General features: G+C 71.5%; 21 protein-coding genes and 1 pseudogene. 13 read left to right on the forward strand and 9 right to left on the reverse strand.

Translation table 11 applies throughout. The features are described 5' to 3' along the window. Positions 1-8 precede the first annotated feature (8 nt). The 3 genes from fdhA (at position 9) to OG407_RS14645 (ending at position 3,201) form a co-directional block, all read left to right on the forward strand. Positions 9-1,241 (forward strand): formaldehyde dehydrogenase, glutathione-independent, encoded by a 1,233-nt coding sequence (gene fdhA, locus OG407_RS14635; RefSeq protein WP_405858270.1) that lies wholly within the window; start codon positions 9-11, stop codon positions 1,239-1,241. Positions 1,242-1,378: 137 nt separating this feature from the next. Beyond that, entirely contained in the window at positions 1,379-2,290 is a 912-nt protein-coding gene (locus OG407_RS14640) for a pseudouridine-5'-phosphate glycosidase (protein ID WP_405858272.1), read from the forward strand. Continuing rightward, positions 2,287-3,201, forward strand: a complete 915-nt coding sequence (locus OG407_RS14645) for a carbohydrate kinase family protein (RefSeq protein ID WP_405858274.1) — start codon at positions 2,287-2,289, stop codon at positions 3,199-3,201. Before OG407_RS14640 ends, OG407_RS14645 begins: the two co-directional genes overlap by 4 nt. Before the next feature lie 645 nt (positions 3,202-3,846). Here OG407_RS14645 and OG407_RS14650 read toward each other — a convergent pair. Then, on the reverse strand, positions 3,847-4,641 hold the full coding sequence (locus OG407_RS14650; RefSeq protein WP_405858276.1) for a methyltransferase domain-containing protein: 795 nt from the start codon (positions 4,639-4,641) through the stop codon (positions 3,847-3,849). A gap of 283 nt (positions 4,642-4,924) precedes the next feature. Here OG407_RS14650 and corA point away from each other — a divergent pair, with 283 nt between their 5' ends. Next, entirely contained in the window at positions 4,925-6,052 is a 1,128-nt protein-coding gene (gene corA, locus OG407_RS14655) for a magnesium/cobalt transporter CorA (protein WP_405858278.1), read from the forward strand. A gap of 60 nt (positions 6,053-6,112) precedes the next feature. Here corA and OG407_RS14660 read toward each other — a convergent pair whose 3' ends face one another. Together OG407_RS14660 and OG407_RS14665 are read right to left on the reverse strand one after the other, a co-directional pair. Next, positions 6,113-6,541, reverse strand: coding sequence for a CBS domain-containing protein (locus OG407_RS14660; RefSeq protein WP_019060469.1), 429 nt, complete (start codon positions 6,539-6,541; stop codon positions 6,113-6,115). Between the two features lie 177 nt (positions 6,542-6,718). Beyond that, positions 6,719-7,360 (reverse strand): uridine kinase, encoded by a 642-nt coding sequence (locus OG407_RS14665; RefSeq protein ID WP_328684014.1) that lies wholly within the window; start codon positions 7,358-7,360, stop codon positions 6,719-6,721. A 170-nt stretch (positions 7,361-7,530) separates the two neighbouring features. On the opposite strand from OG407_RS14665, the gene OG407_RS14670 reads away from it, so the two are divergent. The 6 genes from OG407_RS14670 to OG407_RS14695 all read left to right on the forward strand — a co-directional run bounded on the left by OG407_RS14670 (position 7,531) and on the right by OG407_RS14695 (position 15,140). Further along, positions 7,531-8,292, forward strand: coding sequence for a DUF2293 domain-containing protein (locus tag OG407_RS14670; protein WP_405858280.1), 762 nt, complete (start codon positions 7,531-7,533; stop codon positions 8,290-8,292). Between the two features lie 390 nt (positions 8,293-8,682). Beyond that, positions 8,683-9,162 carry a DUF1772 domain-containing protein gene (locus OG407_RS14675; protein WP_403599519.1) on the forward strand — a complete coding sequence of 160 codons (480 nt, stop codon included), beginning with the start codon at positions 8,683-8,685 and terminating at the stop codon, positions 9,160-9,162. 179 nt (positions 9,163-9,341) lie between these two features. Beyond that, positions 9,342-10,829 carry a glutamate synthase subunit beta gene (locus OG407_RS14680; protein ID WP_405868411.1) on the forward strand — a complete coding sequence of 496 codons (1,488 nt, stop codon included), beginning with the start codon at positions 9,342-9,344 and terminating at the stop codon, positions 10,827-10,829. 360 nt (positions 10,830-11,189) lie between these two features. Beyond that, positions 11,190-13,463, forward strand: coding sequence for a PEP/pyruvate-binding domain-containing protein (locus tag OG407_RS14685; RefSeq protein WP_405858282.1), 2,274 nt, complete (start codon positions 11,190-11,192; stop codon positions 13,461-13,463). Beyond that, positions 13,460-14,380 carry a hypothetical protein gene (locus tag OG407_RS14690; protein ID WP_405858284.1) on the forward strand — a complete coding sequence of 307 codons (921 nt, stop codon included), beginning with the start codon at positions 13,460-13,462 and terminating at the stop codon, positions 14,378-14,380. The genes OG407_RS14685 and OG407_RS14690 overlap by 4 nt, the downstream gene beginning before the upstream one ends. 64 nt (positions 14,381-14,444) lie before the next feature. After that, positions 14,445-15,140 carry a fused DSP-PTPase phosphatase/NAD kinase-like protein gene (locus OG407_RS14695; protein WP_405858286.1) on the forward strand — a complete coding sequence of 232 codons (696 nt, stop codon included), beginning with the start codon at positions 14,445-14,447 and terminating at the stop codon, positions 15,138-15,140. A gap of 18 nt (positions 15,141-15,158) precedes the next feature. On the opposite strand, the gene OG407_RS14700 is transcribed toward OG407_RS14695, so the two are convergent. From OG407_RS14700 to OG407_RS14710, 3 genes are all read right to left on the reverse strand, one after another. After that, on the reverse strand, positions 15,159-15,980 hold the full coding sequence (locus OG407_RS14700) for an SAM-dependent methyltransferase (protein WP_405858288.1): 822 nt from the start codon (positions 15,978-15,980) through the stop codon (positions 15,159-15,161). A gap of 104 nt (positions 15,981-16,084) precedes the next feature. Further along, positions 16,085-16,339, reverse strand: coding sequence for a DUF397 domain-containing protein (locus OG407_RS14705; protein ID WP_019060458.1), 255 nt, complete (start codon positions 16,337-16,339; stop codon positions 16,085-16,087). Next, entirely contained in the window at positions 16,340-17,200 is an 861-nt protein-coding gene (locus OG407_RS14710) for a helix-turn-helix domain-containing protein (protein WP_405858290.1), read from the reverse strand. A gap of 366 nt (positions 17,201-17,566) precedes the next feature. On the opposite strand from OG407_RS14710, the pseudogene OG407_RS14715 reads away from it, so the two are divergent. The 3 genes and pseudogenes from OG407_RS14715 to OG407_RS14725 all read left to right on the forward strand — a co-directional run. Then, positions 17,567-18,175, forward strand: a pseudogene (locus tag OG407_RS14715) (ATP-binding protein); the annotation flags it as partial. 386 nt (positions 18,176-18,561) lie between these two features. Beyond that, positions 18,562-19,005: a hypothetical protein gene (locus tag OG407_RS14720; RefSeq protein ID WP_403595605.1), complete on the forward strand. Its 444-nt coding sequence runs from the start codon at positions 18,562-18,564 to the stop codon at positions 19,003-19,005. Between the two features lie 1,011 nt (positions 19,006-20,016). Then, entirely contained in the window at positions 20,017-21,828 is a 1,812-nt protein-coding gene (locus OG407_RS14725; RefSeq protein ID WP_405858292.1) for an ABC transporter ATP-binding protein, read from the forward strand. A gap of 4 nt (positions 21,829-21,832) precedes the next feature. On the opposite strand, the gene OG407_RS14730 is transcribed toward OG407_RS14725, so the two are convergent. The 3 genes from OG407_RS14730 to OG407_RS14740 all read right to left on the reverse strand — a co-directional run bounded on the left by OG407_RS14730 (position 21,833) and on the right by OG407_RS14740 (position 24,214). Then, on the reverse strand, positions 21,833-22,015 hold the full coding sequence (locus tag OG407_RS14730) for a hypothetical protein (RefSeq protein ID WP_328684005.1): 183 nt from the start codon (positions 22,013-22,015) through the stop codon (positions 21,833-21,835). 170 nt (positions 22,016-22,185) lie between these two features. Then, entirely contained in the window at positions 22,186-22,875 is a 690-nt protein-coding gene (locus tag OG407_RS14735; RefSeq protein WP_365307596.1) for a DUF899 domain-containing protein, read from the reverse strand. Between the two features lie 148 nt (positions 22,876-23,023). Further along, positions 23,024-24,214 (reverse strand): cytochrome P450, encoded by a 1,191-nt coding sequence (locus OG407_RS14740; RefSeq protein ID WP_405858295.1) that lies wholly within the window; start codon positions 24,212-24,214, stop codon positions 23,024-23,026. Positions 24,215-24,221: the final 7 nt, after the last annotated feature.

The following is a 24,221-nucleotide window of genomic DNA, read 5'->3' on the forward strand; positions in this document are numbered from 1 at the left end:
GAACACGCATGAGTGGAAGCGGAAACAGGGCAGTCGCGTATCTCAAGCCGGGAGCGGTCGACGTCAGGACCATCGACTACCCGACGCTTGAACTGCAGGACGGGCCGGGAGTCGCCCCCGCCAACGTCGGCCGCAAGGTCCGGCACGGGGTGATCCTGAAGGTGCTCGCCAGCAATATCTGTGGCAGCGACCAGCACATGGTGCGCGGTCGGACGACCGCGCCCGAGGGGCTGGTCCTTGGACACGAGATCACCGGAGAGGTCGTCGAACGGGGTCCGGACGTCGAGTTCATCGACGTGGGCGACATCGTCTCCGTGCCGTTCAACATCGCCTGCGGGCGGTGCCGCAACTGCAAGGAACGCAAGACGGGCATCTGCCTGAACGTCAACCCGGCCCGCCCGGGGGCGGCTTACGGCTATGTCGACATGGGCGGCTGGGTCGGCGGTCAGGCCGAGTACGCCATGGTCCCGTACGCGGACTTCAACCTGCTGAAGTTCCCGGACCGGGACGAGGCACGCGAGAAGCTGCTCGATCTGACCATGCTGTCGGACATCTTCCCGACCGGTTTCCACGGCGCGGTCACCGCGGGCGCCGGGGTCGGGTCCACGGTGTACGTCGCCGGGGCGGGGCCGGTCGGTCTGGCGGCGGCCGCGTCGGCGCAGCTGCTGGGCGCCGCGGTCGTCATCGTCGGCGACCTGAACGCCGAACGCCTGGGCCAGGCAAGGAGTTTCGGCTGCGAGACCGTCGACGTCTCGCGCGGCGACATCGGCGAGCAGATCGCCGAGATCCTCGGCGAGCCCGAGGTGGACGCAGCGGTCGACGCGGTCGGCTTCGAGGCACGGGCACACGGCCCGGACGCCCCGGAGGCACCCGCGACGGTCCTCAACTCCCTGATGGGCGTCACGCGCGCGGGCGGTGCCCTGGGCATCCCCGGGCTGTACGTCACCGCCGACCCCGGCGGGGTCGACGAGGACGCGAAGAGCGGCACCCTGAAGGTGCGGCTCGGGCTCGGCTGGGCCAAGAGCCACGCCTTCACGACCGGTCAGTGCCCGGTGATGACGTACCACCGGAGTCTGATGATGGCGATCCTGCACGGGCGCGTGCACATCGCCAAGGCCGTCAACGCGACCCCGATCGCGCTGGAGGACGCGCCGCGCGGCTACGCCGAGTTCGACCAGGGCGCGAGCCGCAAGTACGTGCTCGATCCGCACGGGACGCTGGCGGGCGTGAGCCCGGTCTGACGCACGGAAAGAGGGGGCCACGCACGCGTGGCCCCTTTTTCCACGTCGACCGCTGGTGGTGTCCCCCACAGTCCGCGAGGGTTTGACCAGGCCCGGCACCCGCCAGGGATGAGGGAAGACCGAACGACAGGAGGCGCGTGGTGCTGGTGGTGTCCGAGGAAGTACGCGAGGCGATCGACGCGCGTCGACCCGTGGTGGCCCTGGAGTCGACGATCATCGCGCACGGGCTGCCGCGCCCGCGCAATCTGCAGGTGGCGCTGGAGCTGGAAGCGGTGGTACGGCAGGAGGGCGCCGTACCCGCGACGATCGCCGTGCTGGACGGGCGGCCCCATGTCGGCCTGGACAAGGAGCAGTTGGAGCGGGTCGCCAACGAGGACGGCATCCGCAAGCTGGGCCACCGCGACCTGCCGCTCGCGGTGGCGGCCGGGGCCAGCGGGGCGACCACGGTGTCGGCGACGGCGCTGCTGGCGGCGCGGGCGGGCATCCGGGTGTTCGCGACCGGGGGCCTCGGCGGGGTGCACCGGGAGTGGACGGTGACCCAGGACGAGTCCGCCGACCTGGGGCTGCTGGCGTCCACCCGGATCACGGTGGTGTGCGCGGGCGTGAAGTCGATCCTGGACGTACCGGCGACCCTGCAGCGCCTGGAGACGCTCGGCGTTGCGGTCGCCGGATACGGCACGGACCGCTTCCCCGGCTTCTACCTCTCCGACTCCGGCTATCCGGTGGACTGGACGCTGGAGACCCCGGAGCAGGTCGCGGCCGTGATGCGGGCACAGGACGCGCTGGACGCCCCGGAGTCGACGCTGATCGTCGCCAATCCGGTGCCCGAGGACGAGCAGTTGGATCCCGGGCTGCACGCGCGCGTGCTCGCCGACGCGCTGCACGCGTGCGAGGCGGAGGGCGTCACCGGGCAGGCGGTCACCCCGTTCCTGCTCGGCTACTTGGTGGAGCACACCGACGGCGCCTCCCTGACCGCCAACTTGGCAGCCGTACGCGGCAACGTACGGCTGGCGGGGCGGATCGCGGCGGCCTGGGCCGAGGAGGCGTGACGACCGAGGCGAACGGCGCCCTCCTGGTCGTCGGGGACGTCGTCACGGACGTCGTAGCCCGACACCGGGGGCCGCTCGCCCCGGGCACCGACACCGCCGCCGCGATCCGCACGGTGCCGGGTGGCGCGGGCGCCAACGTGGCCTGCTGGGCGGCCCATTGGGGCTGTACGGACGTACGGCTGCTCGGTCGGGTGGGTGCGGACTCGGCGGCGTGGCACGAGCGGGAGTTGGTCGCCTCCGGGGTGCGGCCCCGGCTCGTGGTCGATCCGGAGGCTGCGACCGCGACGGTGATCTGTCTGGTCGACACGGGGGCTTCGGCCGAACGGACGCTCGTCACCGACAGTGGAGCGGCTCTACGGCTCGGCCCCGAGGACTGGTCGGACTCGCTGCTGGACGGTGTCGTACGGCTGCATCTGTCGGGCTATCTGCTGTTCTCCGAGCCGGGCCGGGCGTTGGCGGACGCGGCGGTGGAGTCGGCACGCGCGCGTGGGGTGCCGGTGAGTCTGGATCCGGCGTCGGCGGGGTTCCTGGTGGAACTGGGCGTCGACCGCTTCCTCACACTCGTCGAGGGGGTCGACGTCCTACTGCCGAGCCGTGACGAGGCGTGCCTGCTCACGGGGTTGCCCGACCCGGCGGACGCGGCGGCCAAGCTGAGCCGCCATGTCCCCCTGGTGGTCACCAAGCAGGGCGCCGAGGGAGCCCTGGTCGCCCACTCCGGCACGGTCCACGCACGCGTACCGGCCGAGCCGGCTGTTCCCCTGGACACCACGGGCGCGGGGGACGCCTTCACGGGGGCGTTCCTCGCGACGCTGCTGACGGGCGCCGATCCGGAGGAGGCGGCGAGGGAGGGGTGCCGGGCGGGGGCTCGGGCGGTGGAACTGGTGGGAGGGCGACCGCCTGGGCGGGGGTGAGGGGTGGGTGTCGCGTCAGGCTGTGGTGAGCGGAGAGGTGAGGTCGTCGACCGGCCAAGGGCGCTGGGTGGAGGGTCAACGGTGATTCGGTCAATGGCGTTGGGTGCGAGGCCAGTTGTGGATGGCCCAGTGATGTCGGGCAGAGGGGCGGCTGTACGGGGCTGACAGCCACCGGTGTCGGATGGCGGCCCCGCTCGCACCGGGCGGATGTCTGCCGAGCCGGGCAAACGGCCACCTCGGCCGGGAACGCCTGCGGCCCCGGACACAAACAGCAGCCCCTGCCGCGCAGGCGACGACAGGGCCGAGCGGAAGGTCACCCGAGCCGGACAAGCAGCGGTAAGGGCCGGGCCTACGGCACCCCGTCACCCTCGCCGTTGAAGTCACCGGGCGGCGCGCGCCGGAACGACCGGAGACACGTGCCGGGCCGGCCGTGAACCTGCGTCGAACCCGTGACGACCGGCGTTGAACTCACCGGCGGCCAAGCCGACACCCAGCACTGCCAACCCCAGCGCTGCCAACCCCAGCGCTGGCTACCCGGGTGCTCAATGCCCCTGTGCTCACTGCCCCAGTACCGGCAACGCGTCACCACACCCTGAAGCAGCCGCCGTCTCCCCCGCCCACCCGGCGCCGACTCCCGCCCCCCGTCTACGCCTTCCTCCCCCAAGCCGAGATCATCGGCGCCGTAGCCAGATCCATCGTGCCGGAGGCGACGTTGGCCAGGTGGCGGTCGATGTCCTCGTCCGTGGCCAGGCCGGCGGTGACGAGTTGGTCGCGGATCTGGCGGACCGTGGCGGACTCCAGGGCGGCGCAGGCCGGTGAGGTGACCGGGAAGTACGCGTCGGCCTCGACGCGGCGCAGGCCGGCCTCGCGGAGCAGGCGTGGGAGTCGGCGGCCGTAGGAGAGGTCGGCGCCGCGGTCGGCGAGGAGCTTGCGGAAGCCGTGCCGGAGGCGGTTCGCGAGTTGTTGCTCGGGGCCGTGTTCGTCGGGGCAGAGCAGGGGCTGGAGGGCGGGGTCGGCGTCCTCGATCAGGAGGCGGCCGCCGGAGCGCAGGGACTTGATCATCGAGTGCAACGCCCGTTCCCGGTCCGGCACATGGACGAGGACGAGCCGGGCGTGCACGAGGTCGAAGCCCTCCCCCGGCGGTTCCTCGGCGCCCACGTCATGGACGCGCACTTCGATCGGCGGGCGGGCTGCCGAGGCGACCTGGGACGTGTCGATGTCGGTCGCCACGACCTTCCCCGTCGGGCCGACCTTCTTGGCCAGCCAGGACACCACCGAGGTGCCGCCCACGCCGACCTCCCAGACGCGCCAGCCGGGTCCGACGCCGAACCCCTCCAGGTGCCGGAACGTCGTGGGGTCGAAGAGCGTGGCGAAGGCGTCGAAGCGCTGTCCCGCCTCGGACTGCCGGTTGTCGAGGAGATACCCGTCGGATCGCGTCATGCCGCGATCATCCCAGTTGCCCCGCTTGTCGGAAGGGGGCGACGCTCCGGTTGTCGGGAGGGGCGAAGCTCCGGTTCCGGCGCGGGCGAAGCCCAGCCCAGCGCACCCTTGTCGCGACCGCGCACCGGTTCGTCCACAGCTGGGTCCACGGCTTCGTCCACAGCCGGGAACAAAGCGGAGGATTCCGTTCCCACAGGCTTACCCGCGGCTCACGTCGGCCTGGCAAACTGGCACGCCAAGGCGCAGAAATGCGATGCGAGGGGATCCACCCAAGGAGATCCGGATGTCCATGGCAGGGAATCTTCGGAAGGTCACGGGCCTCGGCAGGGTCGGCGGCCTCCGCAAGGTGGTGCGGCTGGCCCGCCGGCACCCGCGGGTCGACCTGAGCCACCACGCCCGGTCACCGCTGGGCTCCTCGGTGGTGAAGTGCGTCACCTATCAGGACGGCGTCCGCGTCCCGGTCGCGGGCGACCTGGTGGACACCGTCGAGCGGGTGCGCAAGAAGGAGGACGGCTTCGTCTGGCTCGGCCTGCACGAGCCGACGAACGAGGAGTTCGCGGGCATCGCCGAACTCTTCGACCTGCACCCGCTGGCGGTCGAGGACGCGATCGAGGCGCATCAGCGCCCGAAGGTGGAGCGCTACGGCGAGACGCTGTTCGCCGTGTTCAAGACGGTCTGCTACGTCGAGCACGAGAAGCTGACGGCGACGAGCGAGGTCGTGGACACCGGCGAGATCATGGTGTTCGTCGGCGCCGACTTCGTGATCACCGTGCGGCACGGGCGGCACGGCTCACTGGGGCCGCTGCGCGAGGAGTTGGAGTCGAATCCGCGGCAGCTCGCCAAGGGACCGGCCGCGGTGCTGCACGCGATCGCGGACCATGTGGTCGACGACTACCTGAGCGTCACGGACTCGGTGCAGGCGGACATCGACCAGGTCGAGACGGACGTGTTCGCGGAGAACGGCGCGCGGGCGGACCCGGGCCGTATCTACCAACTCAAGCGTGAACTCCTGGAGTTGAAGCGGGCGGTCGTCCCCCTCAGCCGCCCGTTGGAGGAACTCGCCACCCGGCCGATGCGGGTGATCGGACCGGAGATACAGGCCTACTTCCGGGACGTCTCCGACCACTTGCTGCGCGCCAAGGAGCAGATCGCCTCCTTCGACGAACTGCTCAACTCGATTCTGCAGGCGCACCTCGCCCAGGTGACGGTCGCGCAGAACGAGGACATGCGGAAGATCACGGCCTGGGCCGCGGTGATCGCCGTACCGACGATGGTGTGCGGTGTGTACGGCATGAACTTCGACCACATGCCGGAGCTGCACTGGCGGTTCGGCTATCCCCTGGTCATCGGCGTGATAATCGTGGCGTGTCTGGCGCTGTACCGGGGCTTCCGGCGCAACGGCTGGCTGTGAACGGCAGCCGCTGAACCGGAAACGATCCGGCGGATCAGCGCCCGGAAACGATCCGGCGGTTCAGCGCATGCCGCTCCGGGCGTAGACGCTCTCTACCCAGCCGGCGAGCTGTTCCTCCGTCAGATGCTGGGCCAGGTCGGCCTCGCTGATCATGCCGACGAGGCGTTTGTTCTCGATGACGGGGAGCCGGCGGATCTGGTGTCCCTGCATCTCCTGGAGCACCTCGCCGACATCGGCGCCGGAGTCGATCCAGCGGGGTGTGCCCTGGGCCATCTCGCCGGCGGTGATCTTGGCCGGGTCGTGGCCCATGGCCACACAGCCGACGACGATGTCCCGGTCGGTGAGGATGCCGCAGAGCCGTTCGTTCTCGTCGCTGATGGGCAGGGCCCCGACGCCCAGTTCGCGCATCAGCTGGGCGGCGCGGTCCAGGGTTTCATGGGCGGGGATCCACTGGGCGCCCCGGTGCATGATGTCTCCGGCGGTGGTCATGAAGTACCTCCCGGTGCCGGACGGCCGGCGCGGCACAGAACGTTCCGCTAGTCCCGGCGCCCTACATTCTCGCCGCGCGGCCGGGGGAACGCACCCGGACGGTCACGACTTCCGGTGTGCCGGACCCGGTGAATCCCGTGCCACCCCGGGTCCCAGGGGACTCACCGAGTCCGTGGCTCAGCCGTTCCACGCCGGGTGACGTGGGTCGTCGGCGCGCACCAGGACGTCCGCCGTGCCGGCCGGGTCGGTCTCGTCCTCGTAGCGCTCGAAGGCGGGGAGGGTCCAGTGCTCGGGCTCGGGGGTACGGCGGCGCAGGGCGCCCGTCGAGAGGAGGACATGGACGGTCAGATCAAAAGGAAACCAGTGCCGAAGGAGGAGCGGGCCGTGCAGCAACAGGACGGCGCCGGGCGGGAGTTGGACGTAGGGGCTGCGGGTGGCGCGGTCGGCGACCGGGTCCCACAGGTCGGGCAGGACGCGGCCGTCGCCGTCCGGTTCGAGCGGGCCGAAGACCTCACGCCACAGGGCACGGGTGTCGAACCAGCCGTCGTAGTACGCCTCGACGTCCTGGCGCCCGTACTCCAGACGCAGCGAGGCGGGGCGCAGAAACCCCTCGGTGCCGACGACGAGCGAGGAGCGGCCACGGACGCGCAGCGCCTCCGAAACGCGCTCGGCGAGATCGCCGGGGTGACCCGCCGGGGCGCCGTCGAAGGCGACACGCGGCCAGGGGCTGCCGTCGGCCGGCTTCAGGTCGAGCAGACGCTCAGCGAGAAGGTCGCCGAGCCGGTCCCAGGTGATCGCTTCCAGTCGCACAGGGCCCATGATGCGGCAGGCGCCGATCAGGATGCGTCGGGCCGATGGCGCCGACGGGCCGCGAGGAGGTGCGGGAGGTGGGTCTCGCTCCAGGCGCGGACGGCGGGAGAAACAGGAGAGAGAGGCGCGCGGCAGGAGGGAATGCTTCGCATATGGCTCGCACGACTCGCACGACTCGCATGACTGACATAGCTCGTACGACACCCCTCGCGACCCCATCGACCCGTAATGGACTGCTCGTTGTTCAACCGCTCAGGAAGCGGCACTGTGCCGGGTGTCGTCGGGGGCCGTTGGCGTTGCTGGTCGTGGAGGGTGGTGGGCCGCGGTGTCTCGACTGTGTGGATCTCGGGCATCTGGTGTTTCTGCCGCGCGGCGACACGGCGTTGACGCGCAGGGCGCGGGAGGAGAGTGGGCTGTCGGCGGTGGTGGTGCGGTTCGACCGGCGTCGGGGCCGGTACGAGCGGCAGGGCGCTCTCGTCGAGGAGGCGGGGCTCGCGCGGGCCGAGGAGCGGTGTCTCGCGGACGCGGAGGCGCGACGGCGGCGCCGGGCGCGGGACGCGGTGCGGCGGGCCGCGGAGGACGTGCGGTTCACGGAGGCGTTCGCGGCGGAGATACGACGCCTGTTCCCCGCCTGTCCCGAGGCGCGGGCCCGGGCCGTCGCCACGCATGCCTCGGCGCGGGGCAGCGGGCGGGTGGGGCGGAGTGCGGCGGGGCGGGCGTTGTCCGAGGGCCCGGTGGTCTCGGCGGTGGTGGCTTCCGTACGGCATGTGGACACGCCCTACGACCAGTTGCTGATGAGTGGGGTGCCGCGACATGAGGCGCGGCGGCGGATCTCGGTGGGGGTGGAGGGGGTTCTACGGGGGTGGCGCGAGAGCGGGGTTCAAACGGAGATGAGGGAGGAGGTGGAGGCGGATGTCCGGGCGAACGCGGAGGCCGGGTGAGGAGGTCGGCGGGGAACCCGGTTGCCCAGCATGCCGTCGTCACCTCAGAGGGTGCCGCCGTCGGCCCGAAAAGTGTCGTCGTCGGCCCGAAAGGTGTCCTCACCGGCCCGGAGCCTGGCTTCACCGACCCCGAGGGCATCACCACCGACCCGAAAGGCACCGTCACCGACCCGAAAGGCGCCGTCACCGCCCCGGAGCGTGCCGCCACCGCCCCGCAGGGTGCCGTCACCGCCCCGGAAGGTATCGATACCGCCCCGAAGGGCCCCGTGGACGACCGCGTATGCCCCGGCGATTCTCGGCCATGGTGGCCCGGTCGGGGGCGGGGTTGACTTGTCCCGGTGGTCGGTGGTGGGCAGGATCTCGGGTCTACGGGCGGGAGTTGATGTCGGCATGATCGGTGAACCGTATGTGACGCTGACGGTTCTGGGGGTGCTCGTGACCGGCGTGATGGCCGGGGTGTTCTGTGCCTTCTCCGTGCTGGTCATGCGGGGGCTGGCCGGGTTGCCGCCCGCGCAGGGGGTCGCGGCGATGAACGCGATCAACACGGCGGCGATGACGCCGGCCTTCATGCTGCTGTTCGCCGGTTCCGCGGTGGTGTGCGCGGTGATCGCGGTGGTGACGTTCGTGCTGTGGCCGGATCAGGGGACCGTGGAGTTGCTGCTGGGCAGCGCGCTGTATCTGTTCGGCGCGTTCGGGCTCACCCTCGTCGCGAACGTGCCCCGCAACGAGGCGCTGCTGAAGCTGGACCCGGGGACGCCGGAGGCCGCCGCGTACTGGCCGTCGTACGTGCGCGAGTGGACGATGTGGAATCACGTCCGCGCGGTCGCCTCGGCCGCCGCCGCGCTGGTGTACATGCTGGCTCTCACCTGAGAGAAACCGCATGATCACCTGAGCGGGCGCTGGTGAGGGCCCGCGGGGCCGCCCGCGGAACCAGGTGAGAAAGCCGTCTCGCCCCACTCTGCGCACCCGGCCGAGGGGCCTTATCGTGGCTGAAAGAGTGCCGCCCGATGACGCACGGCCTGTCGTACGCGGACGCGAGGAAGACGGCCATGGCCGATCCCAAGGGTTTTATGACCACTCCGCGCGAGGAGTGGCCCCGCAGGCCTGTAGAGGAGCGGGTGCGCGACTGGGACGAGGTGTATGTCCCGGGCGCGCTGCTGCCGATCGTCACGAAGCAGGCCGACCGGTGCATGGACTGCGGTGTCCCGTTCTGCCACGACGCGTGCCCGCTCGGCAATCTGATCCCCGAGTGGAACGATCTGGTCAGCCGGGACGACTGGCGCGCGGCGGCCGACCGGCTGCACGCCACCAACAACTTCCCCGAGTTCACCGGGCGGTTGTGCCCGGCGCCGTGTGAGGCGGGATGTGTACTCGCCATCAACCAGCCCGCCGTCACCATCAAGAACGTCGAGGTCGCCATCGCCGACCGCGCCTGGAGCGACGGTTTCGCGCCACCTCGGCCACCGGACCGGCTGTCGGGGCGGACCGTCGCGGTGATCGGCTCCGGGCCCACCGGCCTCGCCGCGGCACAGCAGTTGACGCGGGCCGGGCACACGGTCGCCGTGTACGAGCGGGACGACCGGCTCGGCGGCCTGATGCGGTACGGCATCCCCGAGTTCAAGATGGAGAAACGGCATCTGGAACGACGGCTTGAGCAGATGCGCGCCGAGGGCACCAAGTTCCGTACGTCGATGACGGTCGGGCGGGACATCGGGGCGGCCGAACTGCGGGCGCGCTACGACGCGGTGGTGATCGCCACCGGAGCAACGGCGTGGCGTGAACTGGCCGTACCAGGGCGGGAGTTGACCGGCATCCACCAGGCGATGGAGTACCTGCCGCTGGCCAACCGGGTGCGCGAGGGCGACTTGGCGGCCTCTCCCCTGTCCGCCGCCGGGAAGCATGTCGTGATCGTCGGCGGCGGCGACACCGGGGCGGACTGCCTCGGCACCGCGGTGCGTGAAGGAGCCGCGTCCGTAACGCAGTTGGACATCTACGCCCAGCCGGACGCCGAGCGCGACGAGGACGTGGAGCCGTGGCCGACGTATCCGAAGATCTACCGGCTCTCGGCCGCGCACGAGGAGGCGCGGGACTTGGAGACGGCTCCGGCGGCGGACGCGGACGCGCGGCTGTTCGCGGCCTCGACGCTCCACTTCGAGGGGGACGGGGACGGGCACGTGCGGTCCCTGCACCTGGTCGAAGTCGACGCGCAGCGGCGGCCGTTGGACGGTTCCGGGCGCAGCCTGCCCGCCGATCTCGTGCTGCTCGCCCTCGGGTTCTCCGGGCCCGACCGGGAGGACGGGCTCATCGATCAGCTGAGGTTGGCCATGGCGCCGCGCGGCACGATCACCCGGGACGCGGACTTCGCGACGAGTACGCGGGGCGTGTTCGTCGCGGGGGACGCGGCGCGCGGGCAGTCGTTGATCGTGTGGGCGATCGCGGAGGGACGGGCGGTGGCGGCGGCCGTCGACCGCTATCTGACGGGAAGTTCCCAACTCCCGGCGCCCATCGGGCCGTACGACCGCCCGATGACCGTGTGAGACAGCGGAGGCGGCGGAGGCAGAGGAGGGAGAGGAGGGAGAGGTCGAGATATCTCTGCTGCCGGATGAGCAGGCGTACGTCCGTCCTCGCTCCTGCGGATGAGGCGGGGCGTACTGCGCCGGTACGAGTCGCCGGTCGGGTTCTCCTCCCGGCTCACGAAATCGTCCGGTGGCGGGCGGGAAAGCGGCTTCCGGCCGACCTGTAGGCCAACGGCGGTGGGATCATCGGCGTAGGAGGCGAGTCGCGGTCGGCCCGGAGTGGGGTCGGGCGCCGCGGCGCCCCCATCCTTCGTTCCGTCGTCAGGCGCAGGGCCACCCCCGCGCGTCCCCCCTGTTGGCGGTCGGTCCTGGAGGGTGTTGATGACGACGCTCGACGAACGTCATGGCGAGGACGCGCGGGAAGCGGCGGGGGCGTACCGCCCGGACGCCGCCGTCCCCCTCGACCAACTCACGGCGACAGAGCCCCTGTTCGCCGGTTCCAAGGCGGCGAACCTCGCCCGCGCGGCCCGGGCCGGACTCCCCGTGCTTCCCGGGTTCGTGATCCCCGAGGGCGCGGGCGACGACCCCGCCGCCCTGCGCCGCGCCTGGCGGGACCTCTCCGATTCCGGCGCGCGCCCCCTCGTCGTACGGTCCTCCTCCCCGCAGGAGGACACCGAACAGTCGTCCCTGGCGGGGCAGTTCGCCTCCGTGCTCGATGTGCGCGGGTGGTCCGACTTCTGTACGGCCGTGCGGACCGTGCTCGATTCGGCGCACCGGCCCGACGGGTCCACCGCGCCGATGGCGGTGCTGGTGCAGCCGATGCTGACGGCGCGGGTCGGCGGGGTGATGTTCGGTGCCGACCCCGTCGAGGGGCGTGCCGACCGGATGCTGGTGAGCGCGGTGCGTGGCGGTCCGGACAGCCTGGTCAGCGGTGAACAGGCGGGCACCAACTACTGGTTGAGCCGTCGGGGCCGACTGCTCCGCACCGAGCCGCCGACCGCCGACGCGCTGCTCACCCCCTCCGAACTACGGCGGTTGGCCCGGCTCGCGCGCCGGGCGCGGCAGGTGTTCGGGGGGCCGCAGGACATCGAGTTCGGGTTCGCCGGAGATGAAGTCGGGGGCGAGGGCGCGGGCGGGAACCACAACAGGGTCGGGGGTGAGCGGCTGTGGTTGTTCCAGAGCCGACCGATCACCGCCATGGCCGCGCGGCCGTCACGCGGGGCACGGCTCCTCGGGCCGGGACCGGTCGCGGAGACGCTGCCGGGCCAACTCCAGCCGCTGGAAGAGGACTTGTGGGTCACACCGATGGCCCATGGGCTGACCGCCGCACTCGACATCGCGGGCAGCGCGCCGCGTCGGCTGCTGCGGACGGCGCCCGTGGTCACGACGGTGGGCGGATGGGCCGCGGCCGATCTACGGCTGCTCGGCGCGGCCCCGCCCACGCACCGGTGGCTGGCCCTGCTCAACCCCGCGCCGGGAGCGCGGCGGCTCGGCGCGGCCTGGCGGGTCGGCCGACTCACCGCGGCGCTGCCCGGGTTGGCCGCGGACCTCGTGGCGGACATCGACCGCCGACTCGCCCAGATCCCGGCCCCCGGCGAACTCCCCGGCCCCGACCTGGCCGCCCAACTCCGCTGGACCCGCACCGCCTTGGTCTCCCTGCACGCCCAAGAGGCCCTCGCCGGAGCCCTGTTGCACGAGCCGCCCAAGTCCCGCACGGCAGCGGGCGCGGCCCTGACCGCCCTCGCGGAGACGCGGGCCCTGGGCATCCCGGACGAGCGGGCAACCGCCGTAGCGCCGACCGTGCTGGCGCTCACGGCACCGAGCCTGCGGGGGCACGGGCGCTTGCCGCAGGGCGCCCCCGCAGGCTCGGTGCCGGGTTCCGCGTTCACATCGGCCCATGACACCAACGACCCCTCACCCTCACCCCCAATCTCCCCCTCTCCCTCGCCGACACCCGCAAGCCACCACTCCCCCACCCCCCTCACCGCCTCCCGCGCCCCCGCCCTCCCCCCAAGAGAATCCCTCCGCCTCCGCATCCGCTGGGTCCAGGAGCTACAGGTACGGCTCGTGCGAGAGGCCGCGCGACGGCTCGGTCCGGCCACCGCGGAGCGCGTAGGGCTGCTGCGCTGGCCGGAGTTGGCCGCCGTACTCGATGGCGAGCCCCTGCCCGGTGATCTCCACGCGCGCGTGCCGCAGGCCGAGTCGCCGCCGTTGCCGGACGCCTTCCGGCTGGCGGCGGAGGGCACGGTGGTCGCCGAACGCACCGGCGGCAAGGCCGACGGTGACAGTGACGGCCGGGGCGTGTCCGGCGGGCGGGCCGTCGGGACGGTCTGGGACGGGACCGGGCCGCGTCCCCCGGACGCCGTGCTCGTCGTCCGCACCCTCGACCCCGCGCTCGCCCCGCTCCTCCCCGAACTCACCGCGCTGGTCGCCCAGACCGGCAGCGCGTTGTCCCATCTCGCGTTGCTGGCAAGGGAGTTCGGGTTGCCCGCCGTGGTCGGCGCGGCCGACGCGGTACGACGCTTCCCACCCGGTTCGCGCGTCGCCGTCGACGGCACCACCGGTGACGTACGGCCGGGCGAGGTACGAACGGGAGAGATGCGAACGGGAGAGGTGCTGACGGGCAACGAGCGGACAGAGGGAGACGGACGATGAGGCGGATCGCGTACGTCTTCGGGAGCCTGGCCGCCGCCGGAGCGGGGACCTATCTCATCGTCTACCTGTACCGCTGGCAGTGGCAGCGCGCCATCCTGTGCGGAATCCTGCTGCTGGTCGTCGAAGTCATGCTGCTCGGCATCGTGCTGCTCGCCCGGCTCACCCGGATCGAGGAGCGGGTGAAGGAAAGCGACGCCAGGCAACGGGAGTTGACGGCACGTCAGGAGGACGTGCTGGCCCGGCTGCGGCAGGGGTCCGTCGAGCGCGAGGGCGCCCGCTTCCGCTGGCTGGAGGAGGACACCGCCGACCGTACGTACGTCTTCGTGCCCGTCCTCATGGTCACCGGGGTGCTGCTGTCCGGGCTCGCCTGGGTGGTGCAGCGGATCGCCTCCGCGACCGGGCGCCCGGCCGAACGGCGCCTCGCGGGGCGCCTCGCCGTCCTCACCGCCCCTGAACCGGGCGCGGTAGTGGGCGAGTTGGAGGACCGGCCCGCGCTGGGCCGGCGCTCCAAGGGCCGCGTCGCCCGCACGGCCGTCGTCGGTGTCGTCGGGGCCGCGCTGCTCGCCGCGCTGGTCGTCGGACTCGCCGATCTCACCCAGACCCGGGAGCAGAGCGCGAGCGGCTCGGAGGCGACCTCGGTGCTCGTCCAAGTCGACGTGCGGGGCGGGGACATGACGGCCGAACGACAGGCGCTCGCCGCCCAACAGGTCTGGGAGCGCTGCCGGGACTCCACCTCCGTGCCGCTGAACCACGCCACGCTCGGCAGCCTCGGCGACGGCATGTTCGCCGGGGTCGTACGGCCCGCGCTCGCCGAACACGACCGTATGCGGCTGCGCGGCTGTCTGGAGGACGCGGCCCTCGACCGCGCCCACCTCACGGTGATGGGCATGGGCGACACGGACGCGGACGACGACTGACCCCACACGCAATCCGGACGTACGATGCCAAGGCGCCCCCGTCCCCGAGCACCCCGGGTCGCCCATGGCAACCGTTCTCGCATCCTCGCCCCGACTCCGCCCGCCCAGACGCGCGTTGAGGCTGCTCCTCGCCGTCGCCCTCGGCTATGTCGCCCTGTGGGCCACCGGCGCGCTGGGCATCCTCGCGTTGTCGTACTGGGCGCGCGAGGAGACCCCGCCGCCTCCGGGGACCCGTACCGTGCAGGGCATTCATCACTTCCAACCCGTGGACACCGACGGGAAGTTGTGGCGAGGCGCCGCTCCCTCGCCCGGCGGCTACCGGGAGTTGGCCCGCCTCGGCTTCACCACGGTCGTGGATCTGCGGGCCGAGGACCTGAGCGCGGCGCAGCTCGCCGAACCGGGCAGGGCCGGGCTGGACGTCGTACGGCTGCCCATTCGGGACGGGCAGACGCCGACTCCCGCGCAGGTGGGGCGGTTTCTCGATGTCGTCGCGTCGGCGGGCGGGCCGGTGTTCGTGCACTGCGGTGCGGGGGTGGGCCGTACGGGGACGATGGCGGCGGCGTATCTCGTGCGGACCGGGGAGGCGTCGTCGGCGCGGGCGGTCCGGCGGAATCTCGCCGTCGGACCGCCGTCGATCGAGCAGGTCTACTACGCGCTGAGCCTCGGTACGGGCCCGGGCCGGCTGGCGCAACCGCCGTTGCCGGTGGTCGCCGTCAGCCGGCTGGTGGACGCGCCACGGCGCATGCTGTCGTGGTTCTGAAACAGCACGTCAAGGGCCTCAGGGCTTGCGGCCCACCGCCCCGTAGCCGGGAATCGTGCCGTCGTCCTGGCCCGGTACCGGTGCGCCCAGTTCCGGATGCCACCGGTCGACCACCGCCACCCCCGGCTCGACCAGGTCGAGGCCGGCGAAGAAGCGGGCGAAGCCGGTGCGGGAGCGGAGGGCCACGGTGCTGCCCGCCGCCGTGAGCCGCTCGACCGCCGCCGTCGACTCCTCCGGGGTGAAGTCGGCGGTGGCGTGGGTCATCATCAGGTAGCTGCCGGTGGGGAGTTGGGACAGCAGGCCGTGGACCAGATCGTGCGCGCCGTCCTCGTCGGGGACGAGGTGCAGCAGCGCGACGAGGGACAGGGCGACGGGCCGGGTGAGGTCGAGGACCTGCCGAGCGCCCTCGATGATCACGTCCGGCTCACGCACGTCGGCCAGCAGATACTCGGTCGCACCCTGGGGTGTGCCGCGCAGCCGGGCCGCCGAATGAGCCAGCGCGACCGGGTCGTTGTCGCAGTAGACGACCCGTGCGTCGGGCGCGACGGCCTGCGCGACCTGGTGCAGGTTCGGCTCGGTCGGGATGCCGGTGCCGATGTCCAGGAACTGCCGTACGCCGTGTTCGGTGAGCCAGCGGGTGGCCCGGTGTGCGAACGCGCGGTTGACACGTGCCATGACCGGCACCCTCGGGTCGAGGGCGAGCATCTGGCGGCCCATCTCGGCGTCGACGGGGTAGTTGTCCTTGCCGCCGAGGTACCAGTCGTGCATGCGGGCGGGGTGGGGTCTGCTGGTGTCGATCCCGACGGTCTCGTCGAGCCTGTCGGTGGGCCGCACGGTCATGGCGTGCTCCATAAGGTCGTACAGAGGATGGTGCGGCAATATGTGATCAAGTCAGTACCAAAATAAGGAGGTTCGGTAAGGAAAAAGCATTCAGCACAGGTCCGTCAGGAGAGCAGGAAATCCGCCTCGCCCGCTTTCGCCCCCTCGATGAAGGCCGTCATCTCGTCGGTCGTGTAGATCAGGGCCGGCCCGTCCGGGTCGGTGGACTGGCGGACGGCGATCCGGCCGTCGGCGAGCTTCATCGCCTCCAGGCAGTTGCCGCCGTTGCCGCCGCTCCACGGCTTGTGCCAGCCTTCGCTTCCCAAGTCCCGCGCGGGCATACCGTTGTAGACGCTCATACGCGGCTTGATGCGATCCATTCACAGCTCCTTGCGGAGATCCTTGAGGATCTCCTTCGTGCGATGTGCCGTAGCGGCCTGTGCCGCCATGCGGTCCATGACCTCAAGGTGGGTTCCCACCTCTTCGCGCGAGTCCAGATAGACGGCGCCGGTCAGGTACTCGCTGTAGACCATGTCCGGCAGTTCTGACATGGCAAATCGGAACAGCACGAAGGGCCCGTACGTGCCCGGGTGCGGCCCCGAGGAGAACGGGGCGACCTGCAGGGTCACGTTGGGCAGCTTCGTGGCGTCGAGCAGTTTGTCGATCTGGGCACGCATGACCTCGGGGCCGCCGACCGGGCGGCGCAGGACGGTCTCGTCCATGACGACCCAGAAGCGGGGCGCGTCGGGACGGGTGAGCAGGCCCTGGCGCTGCATGCGCAGGTCGACGTGGCGCTCGATGTCGTCGGGCTCGGTCTGGCCGATGGCACCGGACTTCAGCACTCCGCGCGCGTAGTCCTCGGTCTGCAGCAATCCGGGCACGAAGTGCGGTTCGTACGACCTGATGAGCGCGGCCGCGCCCTCCAGGCTGACGTGCATCGAGAACCAGCCGGGCAGGATGTCGTGGAAGCGCTGCCACCAGCCGGGCCGGTTCGCATCCTCGGCGAGTTGGACGAAGGCCTCGGCCTCCTCGTCGGAGACGCCGTAGGACTTCAGGAGGAGCTGGAGGTAGGGGATCTTGAGGGAGACCTCCGCCATCTCCATGCGGCGGACCGTGGCGGGGGCGACGCGGAGGACGCGGGCGGCCTCCTCGCGCTTGAGTCCCGCTCGTTCCCGCAGGTCCAGCAGGCGCCGGCCGAGGACGACCTGGCCGACCGTCGGTGCGGACCGCGGCTCGCTCACGCTCCACCTCCACGAATGAGTCACGAATGAGTGATGAGTCCTGACAGCTGGGTACCGGGTACTGACTTGAGTGCCGAGCAATGGCTTGAGTACTGACAGCGCATGCGTCCGTACAGTCCGTCGAGAGGGTTCTCACGGACCTACGAACCGATCCCGGCCCGACGTACCGATCCCGGCGAACCGAATCCTGACAGGCCTGCGGCGCCATTCGAAGACTCATTCGAAGATCGGGACAGACCTCCGGAGATCCCAACTGGCGCCGCGCGACTTTCTGTTGCGAGCAGTGTGCCACGACCGTCCAGACCGTCATACGGCACTCTGCATTTTTCATAGTGACACTTGCCAAGTGTTCACGGCGGGGCGATAGTGGCAAGCGTGATTCCGTCCGCGCCCTTAGGAACAGACGCCGCCGCAGGCCGCCTCGGTCTCGGTGCCGCCGCGGGAGCCGTCCCTGGTGGCGCCGCTGCCGAGCGCCGGTTCCGGTTCGAGCTGGCCGCACATCCGGGTTCCCCTGCCCAGGCGAGACGCCTGACACGGGCCCGGCTGTCCGGCTGGTCCGTCTGCGAGGACACCTGCGACACGGCGGTACTGGTCGTCTCCGAGCTGGTCACCAACGCGATCGTGCACACCGCGAGCAGCCACATAGTCTGCGAGCTGCACGATGGCGACGACCTGGTGCGGATAGCCGTCCGTGACGAGGGCTGTGCTCCCGGTGAGCCTCGCCCGTCGCCGCAGCGGCCGGATGAGGAGCACGGGAGGGGACTGCTTCTCATCGACGGGCTCTGCCGGGCCTGGGGCGCCCAGGAACACGGACCCGGCCTGCTGGTCTGGGCCGACCTGCCGCGGCAGGCGGACCCGGCGCAGGGCCACCACCCGGCCCCCGTCCACGACAGTTCCGTACCGCTCAACGACCTGGGTTGGGGCGCACGACCCAAGCCGGGTCCGTCGGGCGGTTCGGGCGACGAGGACGAGGCGACGGCACACTTCGGGGCCTTCGAGGATCTGGGCGTATTTCCGGGGCGGGGGCATGGGGGTGCCTCCGGCAGCGGGCATGGGGGTGCCGGCGACTTCGGAAATCCGGATCTCGGCGGCTTCGGGGGCCGGGAGCACGAAACCGGAGGCGGCCCTGCTCGTGGTGGGGCCGGCTCCGGTACGCGGGGCCGGGAGGGCGCGGGCCACTTCGGGGGCCTCGGTCAGGAGACCACGGGTCTCTTCAGGGGCCGGGGACACCAGGACGCCGGCGACCTCCCGGACTCCGCGGAGAACGGGGAATCCGGTGGGTTCGCGGATTCCGGCGGGTTCAGGGACACCGGCGGGTTCAGGGAAACCGGTGGACTCGGGGACTTCGGTACGGGGGTCGAATGGGTGTGAGCGGCGGGTCTCGTCCCGGCCAGGTGCTCAGTATCGACACGCTGGTCCGTCTGGGGCGTGCGCTGCACGGGCCCGGTGCGCCGCGCCGTCTGGCCGTTCCCGAGGGCATGACGGCTCCGCTCGGCTGCGACGCGGTGGCGGTGCCCGCGCGTTTCGGACCGCTGGTTCTGCCCCGGCTGCCGCGCGTCGGCTGTGTCTACGCCGACGAGGCGCACTGGTGGTGGATCGTTCCGTCCGACTCGGATTACGCGCTGGACTGGCCTGCGCCGGCGCGGTACACGACGGGGGCGCTGGTTCCGGACTCGCCTCGCGCGCCGGGTCTCATTCACAGGCCGGACGGGAAGCTGCCGTATACGCCGCCGATTCCGTTGTACCTGGCGGTTTGTCGGGTTACGGGGACTACTCCTTCTTGGTCGCGGCCCATCAGCGCGTAGCGCTCCGCGGGTTGAGCGGATTTTTCTGCGGGTTCGGTGGGGCTGGTCGCGTGGTTCCTCGGGGTGGGCGGTTTTGTCTGCGGGCCGGTGGGTTGGTCGCACAGTTTCCCGGGGTGGATCGTTTTTGTCTGCGGGCCCGGTGGGGGCTGGTCGCGCAGTTCCCCGGAGTGGGCGGTTTTGTCTGCGGGCCGGTGGGGCTGCTCGCGTAGTTCCCCGGGGTGGATGGTTTTTGTCTGCGGGCCCGGTGGGGGCTGGTCGCGCAGTTCCCCGGAGTGGGCGGTTTTGTCTGCGAGCCAGTAGGGCTGCTCGCGTAGTTCCCCGGGGTGGATCGTTTTTGTCTGCGGGCCCGGTGGGGGCTGGTCGCGCAGTTCCCCGCGCCCCTTTTGGGCGCGATGCGCCCGGCCGTCGGGCCAAGTGGGCGTCTTCCCGGTGCGCCTGTGCGTCCGCGCCGCACATCGACAGGGTCCCGCCCTGCTCTCGACGAGCGCCGCCCCTCCCCGCGCCCATCCGCGCGGCACAGCCACACACCGACACTGCCCCGCCTCGTATTCGACAGGCGGCGCCCCTCCCCGCACCCAACCCCGCGACACAGCCACACACCGACACAGCCCCGCCTCGCTTTCGACGAGCGCCGCCCCTCCCCGCACCACCCACGCGGCACAGCCACACACCGACACAGCCCCGCCTCGTTTTCGACGGGCGCCGCCCCTCCCCGCACCCGTCCGCGCGGCGGAGCCGCATATCGGTACGGCGCTGCCGCTCCGGCTTCCCGGCGTACGCCCGCGCGTCTCCGTCCCTCCCTCCCGCGCTCTCCCCCGCAACCGCCCCACCCCGCGATAGTGGCCGTTCGTCCACGATCGGGGGAGGTCGGCGGTGGGGAGCAAGGGGCAGGGGGAGTCGGGGCCGGGGGAGGCGTCCGCTTCGGAGCGGCTGCTCTTTGGTGGGCCCTTGCGGTATGACACGGGGTGGAGTCAGCACAATGACGCGTTTCTGGAGCTGAGCTTCCGGTCGATGGTGACGCGGTTGCCGGCGATGCTGCGGTCGAGTTTCCGGCTGGCGTGGCAGGCCGATCCACGGGCCGCGCGGGTCGTGCTGGGCGCCGAGGCGTGCCGGGGTGCCACGCAGGCGGTGAGTCTGCTCGCGGTCAACAGCGTGCTGGGGCGGCTGATCACCGGCGGCGCCATCGCGGACCGGCTGCGCGGTGCCGTCCCCGCGCTGATCACGATGGCCGCCGTGATGCTGGTGGGCGCGCTGCTGCGAGCCGCGTCGACGTACGCGACCGGGCGGCTCGAACCGAAGGTGGAACGCGTCGCCACCGAGCTGTATCTGGAGCGGGCGGCGGCCGTGGAGCTGGCCGCGATCGAGGACCACGCGTTCCACAAGCTGCTGGACACCGCGCAGTACGGCGCCATGTCGGCCCGCCGCATGATCTCGTACGCGACGAACGTCATGAACGCGCTGATCTCGCTGATCGCGGCGGCGAGCGTACTCACCGTGCTGCACCCGGCGCTGCTCCCGCTGCTGGCGACGATGACGCTGCCGAGCGCGTGGGGCGCGCTGACGAACGCGCGGCGCCACTACGAGTCGTTCCACACCTGGGTGCAGCACGTCCGCGCCGGCCGCCTCATCGGTTCACTGCTCACCGAGCCGGAGGCGGCCCCGGAGATCCGCGTGCACGGCGTCGGGCCGTTCCTGCTGCACCACTTCCACGAGATGTCGGAGAGCGCGGAGGCGGAACAGGCCCGGCTGGCCCGGCTCACGGCCCGCACCGGGCTGATCGCGGCGACCTGGACGGGCCTCGCGACGGCGGCGACGTACGCGACGCTGGGCGGGCTGCTGCTGTCCGGGGCGATGGCGCTCTCGGTGGCGGGTACGGCGGTGATCGCGATCCGCACCGGTTCCGCGAGCCTCGACACGCTCGTGCTGGCGGTGAACCAGCTGCACGAGGAGGCCCTGTTCGTGGGCGATCTGCAGAAGCTGTACGAGGAGGCGACCGGGTGGGCGATCCCGGTCGGCGGAGCGGCGCTGCCCGAGGAGCCGGGGGAGATCCGCTTCGAGAACGTCACGTTCAGCTATCCGGGCGAGGCCACCCACCCCGCGCTCGACGACGTCTCCCTAGCCCTGCCGCTCGGCCGGATCATCGCGCTGGTCGGTGAGAACGGCTCCGGCAAGACGACCCTGGTGAAGCTGCTGGCCGGGCTGTACCAGCCGGACCGGGGCCGGATCCTGTGGGACGGCGTCGACGCGGCGGGCGCCGACCGGCAGCAACTGGCCGACCGGATCGCGATGGTGGCGCAGAACTTCAAGCGCTGGCCGTTCACCGCCCGCGTCAACGTGGCCGTCGGACGGTCAGCGGCGCCGCTCACCGACGAGCGGGTGGCCGACGCGGTCGCCGAGGCCGGTGCGCAGGACGTGGTCGCGGATCTGCCGCGCGGTCTGGACACGCTGCTGGCCCGGAACTTCAGCGGCGGGCACGAGCTGTCGGGCGGTCAGTGGCAGCGGCTCGGAATCGCGCGGGCCGCGTACCGCAGGGGCCGCATCCTGATCGTGGACGAGCCGACGGCGGCCCTCGACGCCCAGGCCGAGCTGGAGGTCTTCGAGAAGATCCGCGCGCTGGCCGGCACCGGGCAGACGGTCGTGCTGATCACGCACCGGCTGGCGTCCGTACGCCACGCGGATCTGGTCCATGTCCTGGATCAGGGGCGGCTGGTGGAGTCCGGGACGCCCGACGAGCTGCTCGCGAGCGGCGGGGTGTACGCGGAGCTGTACGCGCTCCAGGCGGACCAGTTCACGGTGAAGGTGCCCGCCCCGAAGGCGGGCTGACCTCTCAGGCGGCGACGTCCACGACGTCGCCGCTGCGCACGATGACCAGGAACGCGTCGGTCGCGATGTCCATGACGACCTCAGCGTGCAGGCCCTCCAGACGGCGCGCCTGCGCGAACTCCTCCGCCGGCCACGAGCCACGCGGCCCGCCGGCGGGAAAGCTCTCAAGCACCGTTCGCCCGTTCACCCATTACCTCCCTGTCGTGCTGAACTCGCAGAGCTTCGTGAAGCCTCGTCAAGGAGACCGTCATGAAGCCTCATGGAGTTAAACGCCGACAGTACGGTGAACGGCTCGCGAAGTGACGGTACTGAGACATAGTCGACACCCGGCCGCGTACTTTCTCCGCACTTTCCGTATCAGTCCTCGTACTCGTCGTGATAAAGCACGCGTGCGCTGCCGGCGGGCGCCCCGAGCGCCGACGCGCGCCCCTTGGGCTCCTCCCACTCCTCCTGCCGCCCCAGTGCGGTCAGATCCAGGAAGGTGGTGGTCGAGCCGAGCCCGTCGAGCCCGCGCTCATAGGCCGAGTAGGTGTGGAACACCCGGTCGCGGTCCCGCAGGAAGCAGCTGACGCCCGGCCGCTCGACGGGTTCCCCGTCTCCGACGAACGTGACCTCGAAGTCCCAGTTGAAGTCCCCGCCGAAGGACGAGTACCAGGGCAGCGTCCACCCCATCCGCGCCTTGAACGGCAGGATCTTCGTGTACGGCGCCCTCGACACGGCGGCGAACGTCGTGCCGCGCGCCTTCAGATGGGCGAGATGCCCGATCTGGTCGAGGAACGCCGAGCAGCTGCGGCAGCCCGCGTCCCACTCGGGCGCGAACATGAAGTGGTAGACGACGAGTTGGCCGCGCCCCTCGAAGAGGTCGAGCAGCGTGGCCTTCCCGTCGCCGCCCTCGAAGAGGTACTCCTTGTCGATCTCCACCATGGGCAGCCCGCGCCGCTCGGCGTTGAGCGCGTCCCGCGCGCGCGTGGCCGCCTTCTCCTTGACCAGCAGTTCCTCGCGCGCAGCGCGCCACTGCGCACGCGAGACGATCTCCGGAAGCGACATGGGGGCCCTCCTGTGACAACGGTCCGTTGAGGGGTGGACCGGAGGGAGGACCGGAACTCATCGCCGCGTCGGAAAGTTTCTCGGAGAGATCTTCAGAGGGCCGGGGATGTTCAGCGGGTCGGGGGACGTTCAGAGGGTCGGGAGATGGTCAGAGGGACTTCGTCGCGTACGTCACCGGCAGCGCGAGCAGTCCCCGGGCGCGCAGCGAAGGCCGCCACCGCACCTCGCCCTCCTCCACCCCCAACTCCAGCCGCGGGAACCGCTCCAGCAGCGCGGCCAGCGCGATCTCCGTCTCGGCACGGGCCAGCGGTGCGCCCAGGCAGTAGTGGATGCCGTGCCCGAGCGCGAGATGCCCGGAGGTGTCACGGGAGAGGTCGAGCCGGTCGGGCTCGGCGAACCGGTCCGGATCACGGTTCGCGGCGGACGCGGACACCCAGACCGTCTCCCCGGCGGGAATGGTGACCCCGCCGATGGTGACGTCCTCGACCGGGAAACGCCGGATGGCGAGCAGCGCGGGCCCTTCGTACCGCAGGAACTCCTCTACGGCGGCCGGGAGTCGGCCTGGGTCCGCGCGCAACGCGGCCAACTGCTCGGGGTGTTGCAGCAGGGCGAGCACGGCGTTGCCGATGAGCTGGACGGTGTTCTCGTACCCGGCGAAGAGGATGAGGAAGGCGAGGGACATCAGCTCGTCCTCGCTGAGCCGGTCCCCTTCGTCGCGCACGGCGATCAGGTCGGAGAGAAGATCGTCGCCGGGCTCTTCCCGTTTGTCGGCGAGGAGTTGGGTGAAGAAGCCGAGCATCGCGACGACCGCGTGCTTGCCGGCCCCGGGCGGTGTCCCCGGGGCGGGCGCGACGAGGGTGTCGGTCCACACCCGGAAGTCCCGGCGGTGACCGGCGGGCACGCCGAGCAGGTCGCAGATGACGGTGATGGGCAGGGGCGCCGCGTAGGAGGCGATGAGGTCGGTGTCGCCCTTCTCCCCGAGCGCGTCGAGGAGTTGGTCGGCGGTGCGCCGAATGGGCTTACGGAGCTGCTCCGTTCGGCGCGGGGTGAACGCGCGGCCGACCAGGCGCCGGATGCGGGTGTGGTCCGGCGGGTCCATGTTGAGGAGGTTCGCGTCGAGCGCGGGCGGCAGCGAGAACCCCTTGTAAGTCCCGGCCGTGGCATGCCTCTTGTCCAGCGAGAGCCGCGGATCGGCCAGCGCCGCCCGCACGTCGTCGTACCGGGTGACGAGCCACGCGGGGGTGCCGTCGGGGCCGGCGATGCGATGCACGGGGGCGCTGTCGCGCAGGCGCCGGTACACGTCGTACGGGTGGTCGAGAAGGCCGTCCGCGAGATCCATGCGCCCA

It is taken from the genome of Streptomyces sp. NBC_01515 (assembly GCF_045040345.1).
Taxonomy (GTDB): domain Bacteria; phylum Actinomycetota; class Actinomycetes; order Streptomycetales; family Streptomycetaceae; genus Streptomyces.